18 protein-coding genes and 1 pseudogene are annotated in these 18,194 nt (G+C 66.7%); 15 read left to right on the top strand and 4 right to left on the bottom strand.

From position 1 onward, the window contains the following. Window positions 1-183 precede the first annotated feature (183 nt). Complete coding sequence (locus KTN05_RS16050; RefSeq protein ID WP_217330397.1) at window positions 184-354, bottom strand: hypothetical protein; 171 nt, start codon at window positions 352-354, stop codon at window positions 184-186. Window positions 355-535: 181 nt separating this feature from the next. Between KTN05_RS16050 and KTN05_RS16045 the strand changes: the two genes are divergently transcribed. The 3 genes from KTN05_RS16045 to KTN05_RS16035 all read left to right on the top strand — a co-directional run bounded on the left by KTN05_RS16045 (window position 536) and on the right by KTN05_RS16035 (window position 1,741). Then, on the top strand, window positions 536-847 hold the full coding sequence (locus tag KTN05_RS16045; RefSeq protein ID WP_217330396.1) for a TraR/DksA C4-type zinc finger protein: 312 nt from the start codon (window positions 536-538) through the stop codon (window positions 845-847). Window positions 848-943: 96 nt separating this feature from the next. Beyond that, window positions 944-1,471: a cytochrome b gene (locus tag KTN05_RS16040; protein WP_217330395.1), complete on the top strand. Its 528-nt coding sequence runs from the start codon at window positions 944-946 to the stop codon at window positions 1,469-1,471. 66 nt (window positions 1,472-1,537) lie between these two features. Next, a complete protein-coding gene (locus KTN05_RS16035) occupies window positions 1,538-1,741 on the top strand; it encodes a hypothetical protein (RefSeq protein WP_217330394.1) in 204 nt (67 codons plus the stop codon). Between the two features lie 6 nt (window positions 1,742-1,747). On the opposite strand, the gene KTN05_RS16030 is transcribed toward KTN05_RS16035, so the two are convergent. Beyond that, the gene (locus tag KTN05_RS16030; protein WP_217330393.1) at window positions 1,748-2,521 is read right to left on the bottom strand and encodes an alpha/beta fold hydrolase; all 774 of its coding nucleotides are present in this window, start codon (window positions 2,519-2,521) and stop codon (window positions 1,748-1,750) included. 76 nt (window positions 2,522-2,597) lie between these two features. Between KTN05_RS16030 and KTN05_RS16025 the strand changes: the two genes are divergently transcribed. Next, the gene (locus KTN05_RS16025; RefSeq protein ID WP_217330392.1) at window positions 2,598-2,981 is read left to right on the top strand and encodes a hypothetical protein; all 384 of its coding nucleotides are present in this window, start codon (window positions 2,598-2,600) and stop codon (window positions 2,979-2,981) included. Window positions 2,982-3,041: 60 nt separating this feature from the next. On the opposite strand, the gene glyA is transcribed toward KTN05_RS16025, so the two are convergent. After that, window positions 3,042-4,337 (bottom strand): serine hydroxymethyltransferase, encoded by a 1,296-nt coding sequence (glyA, locus tag KTN05_RS16020; protein WP_217330391.1) that lies wholly within the window; start codon window positions 4,335-4,337, stop codon window positions 3,042-3,044. Between the two features lie 119 nt (window positions 4,338-4,456). Here glyA and KTN05_RS16015 point away from each other — a divergent pair, with 119 nt between their 5' ends. The 11 genes and pseudogenes from KTN05_RS16015 (at window position 4,457) to KTN05_RS15965 (ending at window position 17,008) form a co-directional block, all read left to right on the top strand. Beyond that, the gene (locus tag KTN05_RS16015) at window positions 4,457-5,209 is read left to right on the top strand and encodes an NAD kinase (protein WP_217330401.1); all 753 of its coding nucleotides are present in this window, start codon (window positions 4,457-4,459) and stop codon (window positions 5,207-5,209) included. Window positions 5,210-5,366: 157 nt separating this feature from the next. After that, a pseudogene (locus KTN05_RS18755) lies at window positions 5,367-5,834 on the top strand (IS5 family transposase); the annotation flags it as partial. A gap of 1,021 nt (window positions 5,835-6,855) precedes the next feature. Next, window positions 6,856-7,683: a hypothetical protein gene (locus tag KTN05_RS16005; protein ID WP_217330389.1), complete on the top strand. Its 828-nt coding sequence runs from the start codon at window positions 6,856-6,858 to the stop codon at window positions 7,681-7,683. Window positions 7,684-7,842: 159 nt separating this feature from the next. Next, entirely contained in the window at window positions 7,843-8,271 is a 429-nt protein-coding gene (locus tag KTN05_RS16000; RefSeq protein ID WP_217330388.1) for a hypothetical protein, read from the top strand. Between the two features lie 112 nt (window positions 8,272-8,383). Further along, window positions 8,384-9,961 (top strand): ABC transporter substrate-binding protein, encoded by a 1,578-nt coding sequence (locus tag KTN05_RS15995; protein WP_217330387.1) that lies wholly within the window; start codon window positions 8,384-8,386, stop codon window positions 9,959-9,961. A gap of 73 nt (window positions 9,962-10,034) precedes the next feature. Continuing rightward, window positions 10,035-11,003 carry an ABC transporter permease gene (locus KTN05_RS15990; RefSeq protein ID WP_217330386.1) on the top strand — a complete coding sequence of 323 codons (969 nt, stop codon included), beginning with the start codon at window positions 10,035-10,037 and terminating at the stop codon, window positions 11,001-11,003. A 10-nt stretch (window positions 11,004-11,013) separates the two neighbouring features. Then, window positions 11,014-11,850, top strand: a complete 837-nt coding sequence (locus KTN05_RS15985; protein ID WP_217330385.1) for an ABC transporter permease — start codon at window positions 11,014-11,016, stop codon at window positions 11,848-11,850. After that, a complete protein-coding gene (locus KTN05_RS15980) occupies window positions 11,847-13,583 on the top strand; it encodes an ABC transporter ATP-binding protein (RefSeq protein ID WP_254368286.1) in 1,737 nt (578 codons plus the stop codon). The genes KTN05_RS15985 and KTN05_RS15980 overlap by 4 nt, the downstream gene beginning before the upstream one ends. Next, window positions 13,519-15,228, top strand: a complete 1,710-nt coding sequence (locus tag KTN05_RS15975; RefSeq protein ID WP_254368285.1) for a thiamine pyrophosphate-binding protein — start codon at window positions 13,519-13,521, stop codon at window positions 15,226-15,228. Before KTN05_RS15980 ends, KTN05_RS15975 begins: the two co-directional genes overlap by 65 nt. 18 nt (window positions 15,229-15,246) lie before the next feature. Beyond that, complete coding sequence (locus KTN05_RS15970; RefSeq protein WP_217330384.1) at window positions 15,247-16,296, top strand: histone deacetylase family protein; 1,050 nt, start codon at window positions 15,247-15,249, stop codon at window positions 16,294-16,296. 1 nt (window position 16,297) lies between these two features. Next, the gene (locus tag KTN05_RS15965) at window positions 16,298-17,008 is read left to right on the top strand and encodes a GntR family transcriptional regulator (RefSeq protein WP_371823394.1); all 711 of its coding nucleotides are present in this window, start codon (window positions 16,298-16,300) and stop codon (window positions 17,006-17,008) included. 352 nt (window positions 17,009-17,360) lie between these two features. Here KTN05_RS15965 and KTN05_RS15960 read toward each other — a convergent pair. Then, on the bottom strand, window positions 17,361-18,194 hold an 834-nt coding region (locus KTN05_RS15960; protein ID WP_217330383.1), incomplete at its 5' end, for a Fic family protein.

Below are 18,194 nucleotides of genomic sequence, written 5' to 3'. Positions count from 1 at the left end.
CGTCGGTCAGCCAGAACAGGTTGCTCATATATCAGGTCTCCTCGCCGTGCCTGAATCACGCCAACAGCCTGAAATCAATGGGTCTGGAGCCTAGCTTCGGCCGGGGGTATAAAGCCTATCCACGCGCACATTCCTATCGCCCCCCGATCTCGCGGCTGGTGAGCACCGGAAGGTCAACCGACCCTACCGCTTCCCCATCCCCCACATCCCCAGCCAGGCCTCCACCCACGCCTTCTGCCATTCCTGCATCATCGCGGTCTGCGCCTTCGACATTTCCGCCACCATCTGACCGCGCGCGGCGCCGGTCATCGTGTTCGCGGCTGACAGCCATGCGCTCATCCACGGGTTCTTCATGCTGGGTTCCGCTCCCTTGACGGTGGGCCGGCGTCGCGCCCGCCCTGATTGCCCGATTGTGGCAGCGGTGGGGGCGAAAGCAATCCCCGGCGGGAACGACGGGCGCAAGCCGCCGCGCCCGGCCCGCTTGACCCGCGGGCCGCCGCTTCGCACTCTGGTCCGAACCATCGGAGACAGCGCCATGACCCCCGAAGCCGCCCGTGAAATCCTGCTTGCCCGCCGTGCCGAGCTGGCCGGCAATATTGCCCGGATCGAGGATCAGCTCGACGATCCCGTGTCCCGGGACTGGGAGGATGCGGCGTCCGAGCGGCAGGGGGATGAGGTGCTGAGCGCGCTCGGGGCCTCGGACCGGGCCGAGATGCGGCGGATCGACGCCGCGCTGGCGCGGGTCGAGGCGGGGGAATACGGCTTCTGCGTCCGCTGCGGCAACGAGATCGCAGAGGGGCGGCTGGCGCTGCTTCCCGACACGCCGTTCTGCGCGGACTGCGCCTGAGGCCGGATTTCCGGCGGGCCGGGCGGGCGGGCAGGGAACCCTCTGGCGCACTTGGGCATTCCAGCTTGTGAAGCCCTCGCCCGAAAGGCCGGTGCCATGCCACAGCCTGCCCGCTACGCCGCCATCCAGATCGCGCTCCACTGGGGCGTGGTGATCCTCATCGTCGTCCAGCTGCTCACCGGCGGGCTGATGGAAAGCTATTTCCGCGCCCTCATGCGCGCGGGCGAGGATCGGCCCGAACTCGGGGCCGCCGTCTGGCACATGGTGTCGGGGGCGATGATCCTCGTCTTCATGCTGACGCGCCTTGCGCTGCGCTTCACGCATGGGGTGCCGCCGCCCGTGGCGGGATCGCCGGGGTGGGACGTGGTGCTGTCGCGGCTGAACCACTGGCTGTTCTACGTGGTGCTGATCGCCATGCCGGTCGTGGGGCTGTCGGCCTATCTGATCCCCAGCCGGCCGCTGGCGAACCTGCATGCGAGCGTCGTGCCGGTGCTGCTGGTGCTGGTGGCGCTGCACATCCTCGGCGCGCTCTATCACCAGTTCATCCGCAAGGACGGGCTGATCCGGCGCATGACCACGCCCGAGCGGGGGGTGGAGCGCGTGCCGCCCGCCCGGCCGCGCTGATCCAGATCAAGGAGCAGGCGGGCGGTTCTGTCAGTCTGCGCCCGGAACATGCTGAAGGAAGCTCAAATGCCGCGTCTGTTCATGCTCATCATGCTGGTGCTGTTCGGCTCGATGGTCGGGGCCGGGGTGATCGTCGTCCTGGTCATGGGGTATTACGACTGGCGCTCGATCGTCATCGGCGCGGCGATCGGCGGGGCGCTGTCGTTCCCGCTCAGCTGGTATGTGGCCAAGCGGATTCAGGCGAATGATCCGAAGGACAGCGTGGAGTAGCGGCGGTCAGCCGATGAAATCCGCCACCGCCTCGGCCACCTCGGCGGGCTTTTCGGCGTGCAGCCAATGGCCGGCGCCCGCGATCCGCTCGATCCGGGCGGAGGGGAAGGCGCTGCGGATCGCATCCTCGTATTCCGGCAGAACATAGTCGCTGTCGCCGCCCGCGAGCGCCAGGACGGGGCCGTCGAAACACCGCCCCTCATGGCCGGGCCAGCCGGTCAGGTTGCCCATCTGGTCGCGCAGGGCCGGCAGGTTCAGCTTCCACCGCGGCGGATCGGCGTGCAGGTCCAGCGATTGCAGCAGGAAGGCGCGGGTGCCGGGTTCCTCGACCCCCTGCGCCAGCGCCGTGTCGGCCTGCTGGCGGGACGCAATGCCGGTCAGGTCCACCGCCTCCATCGCGTCGATCATGGCGGTCTGGTCGTGGCGATAGGCGACCGGGGCGATGTCCAGCACGACCAGCTTGCGGACCAGTTCGGGGTGCGACAGCGCGAGGTGCATCGACGCCTTGCCGCCCATCGAGTGGCCCACCACGTCCGCGCGGCCGCCATGCGCCGCGATCACCTCGGCCAGATCGCCGGCCAGCGCGTCGTAGCTGTGGTCGGGATCGTGGGGCGAGTTGCCATGATTGCGCATGTCCGCCGAGATCACCTTCCGGTCCTGCGACAACCGGCGGGCAATGACGCCGAGATTGCGGGCCTGACCGAACAGCCCGTGGACAAGCAGGATGGGCAGGGGATCGGCGGGGGTATCGGGGCCGGAAATGGTTGTGTCGAGCTGCATGCGGCGCAGCCTAAAACGGCTGGCGGGGGACTTCCAGCGCTTCTATGGTCGGGGCGGAACAGGCAAGGGGCGGCGCATGACGATCGATCAGGTGCAGGGCTGGGCCGAGGAGGTCGCGCATCTGATGGCCAGCCGCTTCGGCGGCGCGCGGCGCGGCAGGCAACCGGATCTGGCGACGATGATCAAGCGCCGGGGCCGGGCGCTGCCGCGGCGGCAAAGGCGGGCGGCGGATGTGCTGGTCCGTGCGGCGGCCCACGCCGCGACCCCGCGCATCGCCCGGCAGATCGAGATCGAGCCGGTGCGCGAGGCGCATCGCCAGCTTGTCGAGTATCTGCGCCCGCTCGGCAACCGCCGCCGCATGGCCGACAACGCGACGAACATCGCAGCTTCGGTGGTGTTCGGGCTGCTGCTGGTGGCGATCGCGGTGATCTGGATCATGGTGCGGCGCGGCGATATCTGAGAGCCGCCGCGCACGGGACGATCCGACGCGGCCGCCGATCAGCGCCGCGCCGGATGAGGATCAGAGGTCGGGATAAAGCGGGAAGCGCTTGCAGAGGGCCTGCACCTCGGCGGCGACCTTCGCCTCCACCTCGGCATTGCCTTCCGCCCCGTTCGCGGCAAGCCCGTCCACGACCTCGACGATCCAGCGGCCGATCTGCCGGAACTCCGCCTCGCCGAAGCCGCGCGTCGTGCCGGCGGGCGAGCCGAGGCGCACGCCCGAGGTCACGGTCGGCTTTTCGGGATCGAAGGGGATGCCGTTCTTGTTGCAGGTGATATGGGCGCGGCCCAGAGCATCCTCGGTCTGGTTGCCCTTCACGCCCTTGGGCCGCAGGTCCACCAGCATCAGATGCGTGTCGGTGCCGCCGGTCACGATGTCCAGCCCGCCCTTCATCAGCTCGTCCGCGAGGGCCTGTGCGTTGACGATGACCTGCTTCGAATAATCCTTGAACTCGGGCCGCAGCGCCTCGCCGAACGCCACGGCCTTGCCGGCGATGACATGCATCAGCGGCCCGCCCTGAATGCCGGGGAAGATGGCCGAGTTGACCTTTTTCGCGATGTCCGCGTCGTTGGTCAGGATCATGCCGCCGCGCGGGCCGCGCAGGGTCTTGTGGGTGGTCGTCGTCGCCACATGCGCGTGCGGGAAGGGCGAGGGATACAGCCCAGCCGCCACCAGCCCCGCGAAATGGGCCATGTCCACGATGAACCAGGCGCCGACCTGATCCGCGATCTGCCGCAGCCGGGCGAAGTCGATGATGCGCGGGATGGCCGAGCCGCCGGCGATGAGCGCCTTGGGCTGATGCTCCTTCGCCAGCGCCTCGACCTGATCGTAATCGAGCAGGCTGTCCTGCTGGCGCACGCCGTATTGCACCGCGTTGAACCACTTGCCCGACTGGTTGGGTTTCGCGCCGTGCGTCAGGTGCCCGCCCGCGTCGAGGCTCATCCCCAGGATGGTGTCGCCGGGCTTCAGCAGCGCCTGGAACACGCCCTGGTTCGCCTGGCTGCCGCTGTTGGGCTGGACGTTGGCGAATTCGCAGCCGAACAGCTGCCTGGCGCGGTCGATCGCGAGGTTCTCGGCGATGTCCACGTATTCGCAGCCGCCATAATAGCGCCGACCCGGATAGCCCTCGGCATATTTGTTCGTCATCACCGAACCCTGCGCCTCCAGCACCGCGTTCGACACGATGTTTTCCGAGGCGATCAGCTCGATCTCGTCGCGCTGGCGGCCCAGTTCCTTGCGGATCGCGTCGAAGATCTCGGGGTCGCGGGTCTCCAGCTTTTCGGTGAAGAAGGCGTTCTGGGTGATGGGGTCGGTCATGGCATCCCTCCGGCTTTTGCATCCTCTAGCCCCTTTGCTGGCGGGGTTCCAGAATGGTTGCGCCCGCCCGCCCGGAAATGCGGCTTGCCAAGCAGGGGGCGGGGTGCATGGTGGCGGGCATGACGCGGTTCCACTTCACATCGAGCGACACCGAACTGGCGCGATCCGCGCTGGGGCGGCTGATGGAGCGTTACGGCCAGTCGCCGATCGGCGCGTCCGATGTCGTCGTCGCGCTGGGGGGCGACGGGTTCCTGCTGTCCACGCTGCGGCAGAACTCGGGCCGTCCGGTCTATGGGATGAACCGGGGCACGGTCGGCTTCCTGATGAACGAATATCACGAGGACGATCTGGCCGAGCGGATCCGGGCGGCCGAGGAAACCTCGATCAACCCCCTGGCGATGGTCGCGCAGTCCGTCGAGGGGCACGAGCATCGCGCGCTGGCCATCAACGAGGTCAGCATGTTGCGCGCCGGCGCGCAGGCGGCCAAGCTGAAGGTGAGCATCAACGGCCGCGTGCGCATGGACGAGCTGATCTGCGACGGGGTGATCGTGGCGACGCCGGTCGGGTCCACCGCCTACAACTATTCCGCGGGCGGGCCGATCCTGCCGATCGGCTCGGACGTGCTGGCGCTGACCGCCATCGCCCCCTTCCGGCCCCGCCGCTGGCGCGGCGCGATCCTGCCCAAGTCCGCCGTGGTCCGCTTCGACGTGCTCGAAGCGCAGAAGCGCCCGGCGATGGCCGATGCCGACGCGCGCAAGGTGGACCGGGTGCGCTGGGTCGAGGTCCGCTCGGAGCCCCTGATCAGCCACCGCATCCTGTTCGATCCGGGCCATGGCATGGACGAGCGGCTGACGCGCGAGCAGTTCGTCTGATCGGCCCGAAGATGGGGGCGCTGCCCCCGCCTCTTCGGGTCTCGTTGCGGCACCTGGGGCGGAAGCTACTTCGGCTCCCGCTGCTTCGACAGCACATCCACGAAGACTGACCGGGACGACGCCCCTTCGATTGCGATGGTGCTGCGCGTCGGCTGGTATTCCGAGACGCACAACAAATCGGAAAACGGTGATCGGGCCACTGCTGCCAACCAAGGTGCGCGGGTGCCGCGCCCCGATGATCGCGACGCCCTGAACGGCATCTTCTGGCGGCTGCGCACGGGAGCGCGTCGGGCCGACATTCCGGCTGCTACGGGTCGCACACGACTTGCGACAACCGCTGGCGCAGGGCGGGTCACTGGGCGTATTCTCGAAGCCATATCAGATGCCCATGATGGCGATGTGCAGATGATCGACTCGTCCTCGATCCGAGTGCACCAGCACGCCGCCAACGGCTGAGAAAAAGACGATCGATCCCGCTGCATGGGGTCGTTCCCGCGGCGGCCTGACGACCAAGACCCATGCGCTTGTCGATGCCGAGGGCCGTCCGACCCGCCTCAAGCTGACCGAGGCCCAGACTCACGGCGGACGCGCGGCCGTCGATATGTCCGAAACGGTGGAGGCCGGGCACAGCCGGATACGTTTATGCAGATGCTCGATCCATCACCAATCATCGCTTGCAAACGGGGGGCCATACGTTTTCAGCCGCAGGGAATCCATTGCGGCATCCTCCGGCGGGCAGGCGGTCGCAGGCGCCCGGGAGGCACGCGCTATAACCGACACCGAAGCGCCCGGCCAGGACGAGGCCGCGACGAACACCCGTTCGGATGAGGCCCAGCCTACGGAGGCCCCGGCCATGCGCCTGTCGCGGAGGCCGGCAACAGGGTGCAGCAACTGCGCGCCAAAGTTGACAAGGCGCGTGCCATGGCAGGTCAGGACGAAGCTGCATGCCGCGACCTTGGTAACGGGTCTGCGCGAACTGCTCTCGGGCGAGGAGGAGCAGCCCGGGTCGTGACCCTGCAGCATTGAGCAACTACCGCCCCCGAACTCGGAAGTCGTACCGGTTCCGACCTGCCCCTGACGAGCAGTCATTTCTGAAGTGAGCTTTCGAGTCAGCAGGCGGACGTAGGAGCACCCGGAAGAAGCACAAGCCCGAGGAGAACGTCGCAAAGCTCCGGCAGGTCGCGTACCAGTCGAAATCGAGGTTCACCAGGGCGCAGCCGCCAATGCGGGCGTAGCCGATCTGTTCCGGGCCGTGGGGCTGGCTCGCGCTTTCCAACAGGCGCGAGCCCGAGGCCCGATCTAGGGCGCGACGCTCAACCTGTCCGTCGATTGGCGATGGGCGCGCGGCTGCTAGGTGCGGAGGACTGGTCCGTGGCACCGCCTCGGCCTTCGACATGGCACCGCGCTAGGACGCGGCAGCGGTTGAGACGACGGACCCTCGCGCCGAGCGGCGCTTCTCCTCCACGATCAGCCATCGGAGACCGCCCGGGTAGTTTATCTACCGCGTGAACCGAACCGGCATTGTCCGACTCTCAGCCCAGAGCCCCACTACGAGTCGGTAAGCGGAGACGCCATCTTCATTTGAAATCTCGTGTCTTCGCCTATTCCCGCACGACCGTGGAGAAGGGCAGCCGATCTCTCTGCTGATGGGCTGCACCTATCACGTCGGCCACGAGTTCGACGGGGAGGAAACCATGGGCCGTTGCTTCTTTTCCCGAACCGAGGAGGTTCCTCCCCGTGGGACCCGCTGCGACGCCTATACGGGTGTGGAGGCCGACGGGATCGCCATGGCCTTGGGTATGGATCGCGCAGAGGGCGACGTCGGCGCGACGATCGCAATCCTCGACTGCGATCTGAGGATCGAAGCCATCTCGACAGGCGTCGAGCGGTCTTGGTGGCCTCGGTTCCTTCGGGACGACTTTCGGGTGGAACTGCGTGACGAAACGGGGAGGAAGGTTACCCCCCGCCCTATGATGAACTCCCAAATCAAGCCGTTCTGGGAGGCCATGGAAGTGGCACTCGGGAAAGCTCCTCGGGCAGCGGGACGGTCGAAGTTGGTCCCGTTCAACAGGGTCGGCTCTCTGACCCTCGGCAAGCTTGGTCTCGTGGTGCCTCAGAATGTTGCGCAGTCTATCGAAGACGACGACGCCGATCTCGAGTATCACAGCGCCATTGCGATGATCCGATCGCCTGGCATGGTGGTGTGGCATCATCGCAAAGGGCGAATGGGATTTCCGCCTGTCGCCGGAGTCTTCCTCGCTGACGACGACGTCGATGCCATTCTCCGCTGCTCTGAGCCGCCAGAGCACAACCGGCGGGACGAGCGTGCGGCCCGCTTAGGAACGGATGGGGAACGGGGCGTAGTCAAAGCGATCAAGGAACGGACTTGGCGGGCGTTCCGAGAATTCCAGACGAGTGCACAACCACCAAGCCTTCGAGCGGCGGGCGGACGAGCGAACTCGAGCGGATGCTGAGTCGGGGAAGTCGCCGAGGTGGGCCGTGAACCAGGGATGGACGCGGACCGAACCGAAGGCTCTGCGCCCGTTCTTCGGCGCGAGTGATCTCGCCGATGCTCTCGACGGAGCAACCTTGGAACTGAAGCGTGGGGACGAACCGCTGACGGAGTCGGCAAGGTGATCGACGCAGCCGAGATGCAAGCGATGGCGCCGCTGCTCCACCCTCATCTGGATGCCGGCGTGCTTTCCGCGAGGCTGGGGCACCGGGTGAAGGACGACGAACTGGTGGCGACGCTGCGGACGCCCCAGATGCTGCGACGGCTGCTCGTTGGCCGCTGGCCTGCAACGAAGCATTGCCTGACCGGATCGACTTCGATCCGCGCTTCTGGACGACGCGAAACTGAGCGGGGCAGTCGAGTTCGGGGTTGCGATCTGCCTCGCGGGCGCCGTCGAGCCGGAGGATGGGCCTGCCTGCCCGGCGGTGAGCTTCAGCGGTATCGGCAGCCCGCGCGCATCGGCCGCCGCATGATGCATCAATCTCTCCCGCTGAATGATTTCGCTTGGAGCAGCGATCTCGCTTATATTGGAAAAAACCTGAGCTTATGACGTCCGAGACTGCAAAATATGTTGCATCTTAAGTGTTCCTTAACTGCTAATGCAGGACGGGCTCCAGCAACCGGGTCCGCGATTCGAGGGAGAGAGATCGATGAGGAGAGTCATGACCCGGTGGGCGGCGCTCGCCCTTGCAGGGGCCGCATTGCTCGGGGGCGCGGCAGCGGCCCAGTCCGCGCCTGAGGGCGAGCCCACGCCGGGCGGCACGCTGAACATGATCGTTCAGCCGGAACCGCCGATGCTGATTACCGGCCTGAACACGCAGGGCCCGACCCTGTATGTCGGCGGCCAGATCTATGAAGGTCTGTTGACCTATGGTGCCGATCTGGCCCCGTTGCCGCAACTCGCCGAGAGCTGGGAAGCGGCCGAGGACGGCCTGACCTATACCTTCCATCTGCAGGAAGGCGTCAACTGGCATGACGGCCAGCCCTTTACCGCCGATGACGTGGTGTTCGCCGCCGAGGAATTCCTGGTCGAGACCCACCCGCGCTGGCGCCTGATCCACGAGGCGTATGTCGAGGATGTCGTCGCCCAGGACGATACGACCGTGGTCTTCCAGATGAAGAAGCCGTTCTCGGCGTTCCTCTATGGCTTCGACATGAGCTCGTTCCCGATCATGCCCGCGCATATCTATCAGGGCACCGATTACCGGACCAACCCGGCCAACTCGACCCCGGTCGGCACCGGCCCGTTCAAGTTCGACGAATGGCAGCGCGGCAGCTACATCCATCTGGTCCGCAACGAGGACTACTGGAAGGAAGGCCGTCCCTATATCGACGACCTCTATTTCCGCGTGATCCCGGACGCCGCCTCGCGCGCCATCGCGTTCGAGCAGGGCACCGTCGATCTGCTGCGCGGCGGCGATGTCGAGGGTTTCACCATCCGCGGGCTGTCCGAGATGCCGGGCGTCGAGACGACGACCGCCGGCTGGGAATATTTCTCGCCGCAGATGTTCCTGCAGCCGAACCTGCGGCAGGAAGTGTTCCAGAACGCCGACATCCGCAAGGCGATCTATCACGCGCTGGACCGCGACTTCATCGTGAACGCGATCTTCTTCGGGCAGGGCACGCCTTCGACCGGCCCGTTCGCCGCCAGCATGCTGTTCCACGACCCGAACGTCACCCAATATCCGTTCGACATGGACGCCGCCAAGGAGCTGGTCGCGAACTCCGGCGTGGACCTGTCGCAGCACCCGATCCGCCTTCTGGGCCTGCCCTATGGCGCGACCTGGGACCGGATGACCGAATACGTCAAGCAGCAGCTTGAGGAGCTCGGCTTCGTCGTGTCGATCCAGCCCGTGGACGCAGGCGGCTGGTTGCAGGCGATGGGCAACTTCGACTTCGACCTCGCCTTCAGCTTCCTCTATCAGTATGGCCACCCGGCACAGGGCGTGTCGCGGATCTATTACAGCGACAACCAGGTCCGGGGCACCCATGCCGGCAATAACGGCGGCTACGAGAACCCTGAGGTGGATGCTTTGTTCCGCAAGGCGGCGGACGCTCTGACCGAAGACGAGGCGCGCGCGGCCTATTCGCAGGTGCAGCAGATCCTGGCGGACGAGGTGCCGGTCCTGTGGATGTTCGACATGCTGAACACCACCATCTACCGCGACAAGATCCACAACCTGATCCGCACCGGCATCGGCCTGAACGAGCCGATGGATGACGTCTGGATCGCGCAGTAACGCGCCCTGACCGCCATCCCGGACGCCCTGTCCGGGGTGGCGCATCTGCCCGCGCCCAGAACGGAGTCCCAAGATGATGTCATTCACCCTTCAGCGGGTCATGAAGGCGTTCGTGGTGATCCTCGGCGTGGTCATCCTCAACTTCTTCCTCATCAAGATGGCGCCGGGCGATCCGGCCGTGATCCTCGCCGGCGAGGCCGGTTCGGGCGATCCGCAATTCGTCGAGCGGCTGCGGGCCGAGTTCGGGCTGGACCAGCCGGTGCTCGTGCAACTCTGGAACTACGTCTCGGGCGTGCTGCGGGGAGATCTGGGCTTTTCCTACCGCAACCAGGTGCCGGTCCTCGACCTGATCCTGGACCGGCTGCCGGCGACGCTGCTGCTGACCGGGGCGGCCTTCGTCTTCTCGCTGGTGACGGGCATCCTGTTCGGCGTTCTGGCGGCGCGCAACCGCGGCAACGTCCTCGACAGCATCATCACGACGCTCGCGCTGATCTTCTATGCGACGCCGCTGTTCTGGATCGCGCTGATGGCGGTCCTGCTGTTCTCGCTCAATCTGGGCTGGGTGCCGCCCTTCGACATGGAGACGATCGGGGCGGGCTACACCGGCTGGCGGCGCGCACTGGATATCGCCCATCACATGATCCTGCCGGTCGTGACGCTGGGCCTGTTCTATACCGCGATCTACACCCGCCTCACGCGCGCCTCGATGCTCGAGGTGATGGGTCTCGACTTCGTCAAGACGGCGCGGGCCAAGGGGGTGCCGAAGCGGCGCATCATCCGCCGTCATGTGCTGCGCAACGCGATCCTGCCGGTGTTCACCTTCGCCAGCATGCAGGCGGGGCAGCTTGTCGGCGGGGCGATCCTGACCGAGACGGTGTTCGCCTGGCCGGGCATCGGGCGGCTGATGTTCGATGCGCTGATGCAGCGCGACTACCCGGTGCTGCTGGGGGTGTTCCTCGTCACCGCGATCGTGGTCGTCGCGATCAACTTCATCGCCGACCTGCTTTACCGCTTCGTCGATCCCCGCATCGCCATCGCCTGAGGACAGCGACATGGATTTCGTGAAACGCTTTTCCAAGAACTACGGCGCGGTGGTCGGCGCGATCATCCTGGGGCTGATCGTCCTGATGGCCATTGCGGCACCGGTCCTGTTCCCCGTCGATCCGTGGCGGACGGTCGCCATGCCGCTGCTGCGACCCTTCGAGGATGCGCAGTATCCGCTGGGCACCGACATGCTGGGCCGCGACATCGCAGCGGGCATTGCCCACGGCGCCAAGGTCTCGCTGCTGATCGGCACCGTCTCCACCCTTGTCGCGGTGCTGATCGGGGTCAGCGTGGGCGCGGTTGCCGGCTTCTATGGCGGGATCATCGACGACCTGCTCATGCGCTTCACCGAGTTCTTCCAGATCATCCCCGCCTTCGCCATGGCGGTGGTGCTGGTGGCGATCTTCAGCCCGAGCATCACCTCGATCACGCTGGCCATCGCGGTCGTGTCATGGCCCGGCGTCGCGCGGCTGGTCCGGGCCGAGTTCCTGTCGCTGCGCGAGCGGGAGTTCGTGCAGGCCGCGGTGGTCGTGGGGCAAAGCGTGCCGCGGATCATCATGACTCAGATCCTGCCCAATGCCATGTCCCCGATCATCGTGACGGCGTCGCTGATGGTGGCGACGGCGATCCTGACCGAAAGCGCGCTGTCATTCCTCGGTCTCGGCGACCGCAACGTGATGAGCTGGGGCTTCATGATCGGCGCCGCCCGCACCATGCTGCGCGAGGCGTGGTGGATGAGCTTCTTCCCCGGCTTCGCGATCCTTCTGGCGGTGCTGGCGATCAACCTGATCGGCGAGGGCATCAACGACGTGATGAACCCCCATCTCCGTGGGAGGAAGCAATGACGACCGACCAGCGGCATATGTCCGAGCCGCCGCTCCTCAGCGTCCGCAACCTGTCGATCCGCCTGCCGGAGGGCTTCGACCGCGAATATGCGATCGAGGATATCACCTACGACCTCGATCCTGGCGAGATCCTGTGCGTCGTCGGCGAGTCCGGTTCGGGCAAGTCGATGACCGCAAACGCGATCATGGGCCTGCTGCCCGAACTGCTGAAGCCGGTGCGCGGCAGCATAGAATATCGCGGGCGCGACCTGCTGACCCTGCCGGAAGAGGAAAAGCGCGAACTGCGAGGGCGCGACATCGCAATGGTGTTCCAGGAGCCGCTGTCGGCGCTCAACCCGCTGATGACCGTGGGCGAGCAGATCGACGAGGTGCTGCTGGTCCATGGCGAGACGGATTCGGGCGTCCGTCTGAAACGGGTTCTGGAGCTGCTGGACTTCGTCGGGCTGCCCGAGCCGGCGACGATCCGCAATTCCTACCCGTTCCGCCTGTCGGGCGGGCAGCGGCAGCGGGTCGTGATCGCCATGGCGCTGGCGCTGGAGCCGTCGATCCTGATCGCGGACGAGCCGACGACGGCGCTGGATGTGACCACGCAGGCGCAGATCCTCGATCTCATCAAGCGCATCCAGCGGATCAAGGGGATGGGCGTGATCTTCGTCACCCATGATTTCGGCGTGGTGGCGGATATCGCCGACCGCGTGATCGTGATGGAAAAAGGGCTGGTGGTCGAACAGGGCACGGCCGAGCAGGTCCTGAACCAGCCGCGCCACCCCTATACGCAGCGCCTCATCGCCGCGGTGCCGCATGGCGCGGCCGCAGGCGGCTCCGGCGCAGCGGTGCATGAACAGGCGCCGCTGCTGGAACTGCGCGACCTGAACAAGACCTATCGCACCGGCGGCGGGCTGTTTTCCAAGCCGCGCGTGGTCCCGGCCGTGCAACATGTCAGCCTGACGCTCCATCGCGGTCAGACGCTGGGGGTGGTCGGCGAATCCGGGTCGGGCAAATCCACACTTGGCCGGATCATCATCAAGCTGCTGCAAAGCGACAGCGGGCAGATCCTCTATCACGGGCAGGACATCGCGCCGCTGTCGCAGGCGGCGTTCCGGCCGATGCGCAAGCGCATCCAGATGATCTTCCAGGACCCTTTCGCCTCGCTCAACCCGCGCCATACGGTGGGCCGCATCCTGACCGACGGACCGGTGGCGAACGGGGTCGCGCGCCCGGAAGCCCGCCAGCGGGCGGAGGAGCTGCTGGCCCTCGTCGGGCTGGATGCGTCGGCCTATGGCCGCTATCCGCACGAATTTTCCGGCGGGCAGCGCCAGCGGATCGGGATCGCGCGGGCGCTGATGCTGGACCCCGACCTGCTGATCGCGGATGAAAGCGTCTCGGCGCTGGACGTATCGGTGCAGGAGCAGGTGCTGCGGCTGCTGAAAGAGATTCAGGAGCGTCTGCAACTGGGGATGATCTTCATCACCCATGACCTGCGCGTCGCCGCGCAGATCTGCGACGACATCATCGTGATGCGCCGCGGCGAAGTGGTCGAATCCGGTCCCGCCGCACGCATCTTCGACGCCCCGCAGCATGAATATACCCAACGCCTGATCGCGGCCATTCCGGGCAAGGACTGGAATCCCCGGCAGGTCATCGAATCGCTTCAGGAGGAACCATCCGATGTCGCCCATGCCAGCCCCGCATCCCGAACTCTCCGGTGGGGAACTGCTGATCCGGCAGCTTGAGCAGCACGGCGTCGATACGGTCTTCATGGTGCCGGGCGAAAGCTTCCTGCCCTGCATCGACGCGCTGGCGGACCGCACGAACCACATCCGCACGGTCCCCTTCCGGCAGGAAGGCGGCGCGGCCTATGCCGCCGAGGCGCATGGCAAGCTGACCGGACGGCCCGGCGTCTGTTTCGTGACGCGGGGGCCGGGGGCGACCAACGCTGCGATCGGGCTGCATGTGGCGCGGCAGGACGGAACGCCGATGATCCTGTTCGTCGGCCAGATCGGGTCCGACACGACCGAGCGCGCCTGCTTTCAGGAAATCGACTATCGCCAGATGTTCGCCCCGGTCGCGAAATGGGTCGCGCAGATCGACCGCACCGACCGCATCCCCGAGTTCGTTGCCCGCGCCTTCGTCGAGGCGACCAGCGGCCGCCCCGGCCCGGTGGTGCTGGCATTGCCGGAGGATACGCTGTGGGGCAGGGCGGCGATCCCCGGTATCGAGCCGTTCGATCCGCCCAAGGCCGCGCCGCGCGACGCCGACATGGCCCGCCTGGCCGATCTGCTGGGACAGGCGCAGCGGCCCTTCGTCATCGCCGGCGGCACCGGTTGGACGGATGCCGCGCGCGCCGATCTGGTCCGCTTCGCCGAACGCTTCGATCTGCCCGTGGGCGTGTCATGGCGCCGGCAGGAGGTGTTCGACAACCGCCATCCCAATTTCGCGGGTCATGTCGGCTACGGCATCGACGCGGCCTTGTCGCGCCGGATCGCGGACTCGGATCTGCTGATTTCCATCTGCTCGCGCCTCGATGAGCCGACGACGCTCGGCTATACGCTGGTGGAAAGCCCGACGCCCCGGCAGACGCTGGTCCATATCCATCCTGACGTTCAGGAGCTGGGCCGCGTCTTCCGCCCGACCTTGGCGATCGGCGCTGCGCCCACGACCATCGCTCCCGCGCTCGCGGCGCTTGAACCCGCCGGCAAGCCGGTCTGGGCTGGACTGGCGGCGGCGGCCAATGCCGACTACCGCAAGTCGCGCACGCCCGATCCCAGCGACGCCGCGCTCGACATGTCGCTGGTCTGCCTGCACATGGCTGACGTGTTGCCGCAGGACGCCTTCGTCTCGGTCGGGGCTGGCAACTTCGCGCTGTTCCCGCACCGCTTCATGCAGTTCTCGCATCTGGGCACGCAGGCATCGCCCATCTGCGGCTCGATGGGCTACGGACTGCCCGCCGCAATCGCCGCGAAGCTCGCCTTCCCCGAACGCGAGGTCTTCGCCTTCGCCGGCGACGGCTGCTTCCAGATGACCATGCAGGAGATCGGGACCGCGGCGCAGCACCGCCTCGGGATGGTGATCCTGATCTGCAATAATGGCGCCTGGGGCACGATCCGGGCGCATCAGGAGCGGGAATACCCGCGCCGTCCCTTCGCGCTGGACCTTGAGAACCCCGACTTCGCGGCGCTTGCCCGCGCCTACGGCCTGCATGGCGATGCGGTGGACCGGACCGAGGATTTCGCCGACGCCCTGACCCGCGCCCGCGACTTCGCCGCGGCGGAATCCCGCCCCGCAGTGATCGAGCTGCGCTACGACGTCGAGTATATCACCCCCGAAGGCCGGCTGAGCGAGATTACCGAGCGCGCGTTGGCGCACGCGGCAGAATAACCACGAAGGAAGCCGCACATGCGCGCATTTTACCATCCCGATCAGGCGATCCACGATCCCAAGCAGTTCATGCGCTTCGGCCGCCTGTGCGATGCCAACGACGTGCCCGCCCGGACCGAGCAGCTGCTCGCGGCGCTATCGCGCCTCGGGCTTTCGCCGGAGCAGCCTCGCGATTACGGCCGGACCCCGGCCGAGGCCATCCATGCCGCTCATTACCTCGACTTCCTGCAATCGGCCTATACCCGGTGGGTGAAGTTGCCGGAACACGGCCCCGAGGTGCTGCCGAACACCTTTCCCTACTGGAACGGCGATCCCTCGCGCGATGCCCGCCCGCCCTGTCCGACCGACCAGCTGATGGCGCAGGCAGGTTACTACATGGGCGATCTGGCCGTGCCCATCGGGGAACCTACCTGGACGTCCGCCCTGCGCTCGTCGCACACGGCAACGGCGGGCGCAGATGCGCTGATCGGGGGCGAGCGGCTGGCCTATGCGCTGTGCCGTCCGTCGGGCCATCATTGCCGCGCCGACCGCGCCTCGGGCTTCTGCTACATGAACAACGCCGCGATCGCCGCCCAGCGGCTGCGGGGAAAGTTCAGCAAGGTCGCGGTGCTGGACATCGACGCCCATCATGGCGACGGCACGCAGGAGATTTTCTATCGGCGGAACGACGTTCTGACGGTGTCGGTCCATGTCGATCCCGACCACTACAACCCCTTCTTCACCGGCCGCACACATGAGCGGGGCCACGGCGCAGGCGAAGGATTCAACATCAACATCCCGCTCGCGCCCGAAAGCGGCGATGCGGAGTTCCTGGCGGGCGTGAAGCAGGGTGCGGATGCCGTCACCGACTTCGGGGCGGATGCGCTCATCGTCGGGCTCGGCTATGACACGCATGTCGAGGATCCGCTGAGCATCGTGAAGGTGACGACCTCCGCCTTCCACGCCGCCGGCGAGATCATCGGCGCGGTGGGCATCCCGATCCTCGTCGTGCAGGAGGGGGGCTACCAGGTATCGGTCATCGGCGACTGCCTGGAAGGTTTCGTCGAGGGACTCCGGGCGGTTGCCTGATGTGAGACAGGCCGAAGGCCCGGCGGGCGACAAGAGCACGCTCGCCGCCGAGGTTTACGACCGGATCGCGGAAGAGCTGATGTCGGGCGTGCTCGCGCCCGGCACGCGGCTGAAGATCCGCGAGCTTTCGGACCGGATGGGCGTCAGCGTGACCCCCGTCCGCGACGCCATCCTTCGGTTGGTCAACAACGGCGCGCTGTCGTTCCAGAGCCCGCGGGACATCCGCGTGCCGTTCCTGGAACGCGCGCGCTACCTGGAGATCCGGGCCATCCGGCTGGAGCTGGAGGGGCTGGCCGCCGAACGGGCCGCCCAGCTCGCCAATTCCCGGCAGCTGGCCATGCTCGACGATCTCGTCGTCCGGAACGAGCAGGCGCTGCTGCGGGGCGACCAGATGGAGGCCCTGCGCATGAACCAGCGCTTCCACCTCGCGCTGACCGAGATCGCCGGGATGCCCATCTTGCGCGGGCTGGTGGAAAACCTGTGGCTGCAGATGGGCCCGCTCATCGCGTCTGGCTACGGGGCCGGGGGCCGGGTGATGATCGAGCACCACCACCCGGTGATCGACGCAATCCGCAACGGCGACGGCGAGGCCGCACGGGCTGCGATCCGCACCGACATCATGAAGGGCGGCGAGGTGCTGCTGACCCGCGGTTCGCTAGCGGCGGAGCGTCGTCCGGCCAGCCCGCCAGTCGGACGGGCCCTTCAGTCCTGAGCGGTTGCTTTCACGAAACGCTGCAGTTGCCACGCCGCACCGGCGATCGGCAGCTTCCGTCCTTTGTGTCGCGTGAAGCGGGGCCGGAGGGGCCAAAGTCCTCAGTGATCTGTTAGGGAGACGAGGTATCGGCGGCTCTACGCCGCAAGCCGTTCAGGGCCGGGTGAGACGCCTTCATACAAAGGCGAGTATTTCTGGAAGCGTGTCCTTGAAGCCAAATTACATAGTAAGAGCAACAGCTTACGCCCCGCCTCACCGCGGGGCTTTCGCATGTCCGCAATCCACATCAACGCCACATCAACGTTTGAAGAGGCCCCCGACAGCGGGGAGCCTTGATCGTGGCCAGGGGCCCTCACAGCACCATCTCGTAATGCGTGCTGCGCCCTCCACCTTCCCCCTTCCGCAGGAGACCAAGGTCGATCAGTGTAGCGATGTCCCGGTTCGCCGTGTCCTGCGAACACTTGGCAATCGTGGCCCACTTCGACGAGGTCATCTTGCCCTGGAAGCCGTCGAGCAGACGGTTGAGTACCTTGATCTGGCGTTCGTTCAGCGCCAGCGCCCCGACCCTCTCCCAGAACCGCGCCTTGGCGATCACCGCCGCCAGGACGCCATCCGCTCCATGAATCGCGCGCCCGAGGCAGTCGAGGAACCACAGGAGCCATGAGGTGACGTCCGTGCCGTCCTTCTGGGTGCGTTCCAGCTGATCGTAATAGGCGTTCCGCTCGGCCCTGATTTGTGCCGACATGCTGTAGAACCGCTGTGGGCTGCGCTCCGACCGAGCGAGGGTCAGATCCGCGATGGCGCGGGCGAGGCGGCCACTCCCATCCTCGAAGGGGTGGATGGTCACGAACCACAAATGCGCCAGCGCGGCCTTGATCACCGGATCGGTGGTCAGGGGCGCGTTGAACCAGGCGAGAAAGATGTCCATCTCGGCCGCGACCTGCGCAGCCGGCGGTGCCGCGAAATGCACGCGTTCCCGGCCGTAGGGCCATGGCACCACCTGCATCGGGCCCATGCTGTCGTCGCGCCAGCCCCCGACCCTGATGCGCGTCATGCCGCTGCGCCCCGTTGGAAACAGGGCGGCGTGCCAGGCGGCAGTGTCCCAGCGGTTGGTGTAGGAGGCCGCGCGCGGAGCCCCGGCGTAGCGCAGCGCGCGGCCGGGCGTGACGCTGGCGGCCATCGCCGA

The organism is Paracoccus sp. Z118 (genome assembly GCF_019061185.1).
In the GTDB taxonomy this organism is placed as follows: domain Bacteria; phylum Pseudomonadota; class Alphaproteobacteria; order Rhodobacterales; family Rhodobacteraceae; genus Paracoccus.
This window is presented reverse-complemented; position numbering and strand designations above follow the sequence as displayed.

What these genes read in the sequence shown, in the direction of transcription:
- KTN05_RS16050 (WP_217330397.1), bottom strand. Translation starts at nt 354, where the DNA reads ATGAAGAACCCGTGGATGAGCGCATGGCTGTCAGCCGCGAACACGATG.
- KTN05_RS16045 (WP_217330396.1), top strand. Translation starts at nt 536, where the DNA reads ATGACCCCCGAAGCCGCCCGTGAAATCCTGCTTGCCCGCCGTGCCGAG.
- KTN05_RS16040 (WP_217330395.1), top strand. Translation starts at nt 944, where the DNA reads ATGCCACAGCCTGCCCGCTACGCCGCCATCCAGATCGCGCTCCACTGG.
- KTN05_RS16035 (WP_217330394.1), top strand. Translation starts at nt 1,538, where the DNA reads ATGCCGCGTCTGTTCATGCTCATCATGCTGGTGCTGTTCGGCTCGATG.
- KTN05_RS16030 (WP_217330393.1), bottom strand. Translation starts at nt 2,521, where the DNA reads ATGCAGCTCGACACAACCATTTCCGGCCCCGATACCCCCGCCGATCCC.
- KTN05_RS16025 (WP_217330392.1), top strand. Translation starts at nt 2,598, where the DNA reads ATGACGATCGATCAGGTGCAGGGCTGGGCCGAGGAGGTCGCGCATCTG.
- glyA (WP_217330391.1), bottom strand. Translation starts at nt 4,337, where the DNA reads ATGACCGACCCCATCACCCAGAACGCCTTCTTCACCGAAAAGCTGGAG.
- KTN05_RS16015 (WP_217330401.1), top strand. Translation starts at nt 4,457, where the DNA reads ATGACGCGGTTCCACTTCACATCGAGCGACACCGAACTGGCGCGATCC.
- KTN05_RS16005 (WP_217330389.1), top strand. Translation starts at nt 6,856, where the DNA reads ATGGGCTGCACCTATCACGTCGGCCACGAGTTCGACGGGGAGGAAACC.
- KTN05_RS15995 (WP_217330387.1), top strand. Translation starts at nt 8,384, where the DNA reads ATGACCCGGTGGGCGGCGCTCGCCCTTGCAGGGGCCGCATTGCTCGGG.
- KTN05_RS15990 (WP_217330386.1), top strand. Translation starts at nt 10,035, where the DNA reads ATGATGTCATTCACCCTTCAGCGGGTCATGAAGGCGTTCGTGGTGATC.
- KTN05_RS15985 (WP_217330385.1), top strand. Translation starts at nt 11,014, where the DNA reads ATGGATTTCGTGAAACGCTTTTCCAAGAACTACGGCGCGGTGGTCGGC.
- KTN05_RS15980 (WP_254368286.1), top strand. Translation starts at nt 11,847, where the DNA reads ATGACGACCGACCAGCGGCATATGTCCGAGCCGCCGCTCCTCAGCGTC.
- KTN05_RS15975 (WP_254368285.1), top strand. Translation starts at nt 13,519, where the DNA reads ATGTCGCCCATGCCAGCCCCGCATCCCGAACTCTCCGGTGGGGAACTG.
- KTN05_RS15970 (WP_217330384.1), top strand. Translation starts at nt 15,247, where the DNA reads ATGCGCGCATTTTACCATCCCGATCAGGCGATCCACGATCCCAAGCAG.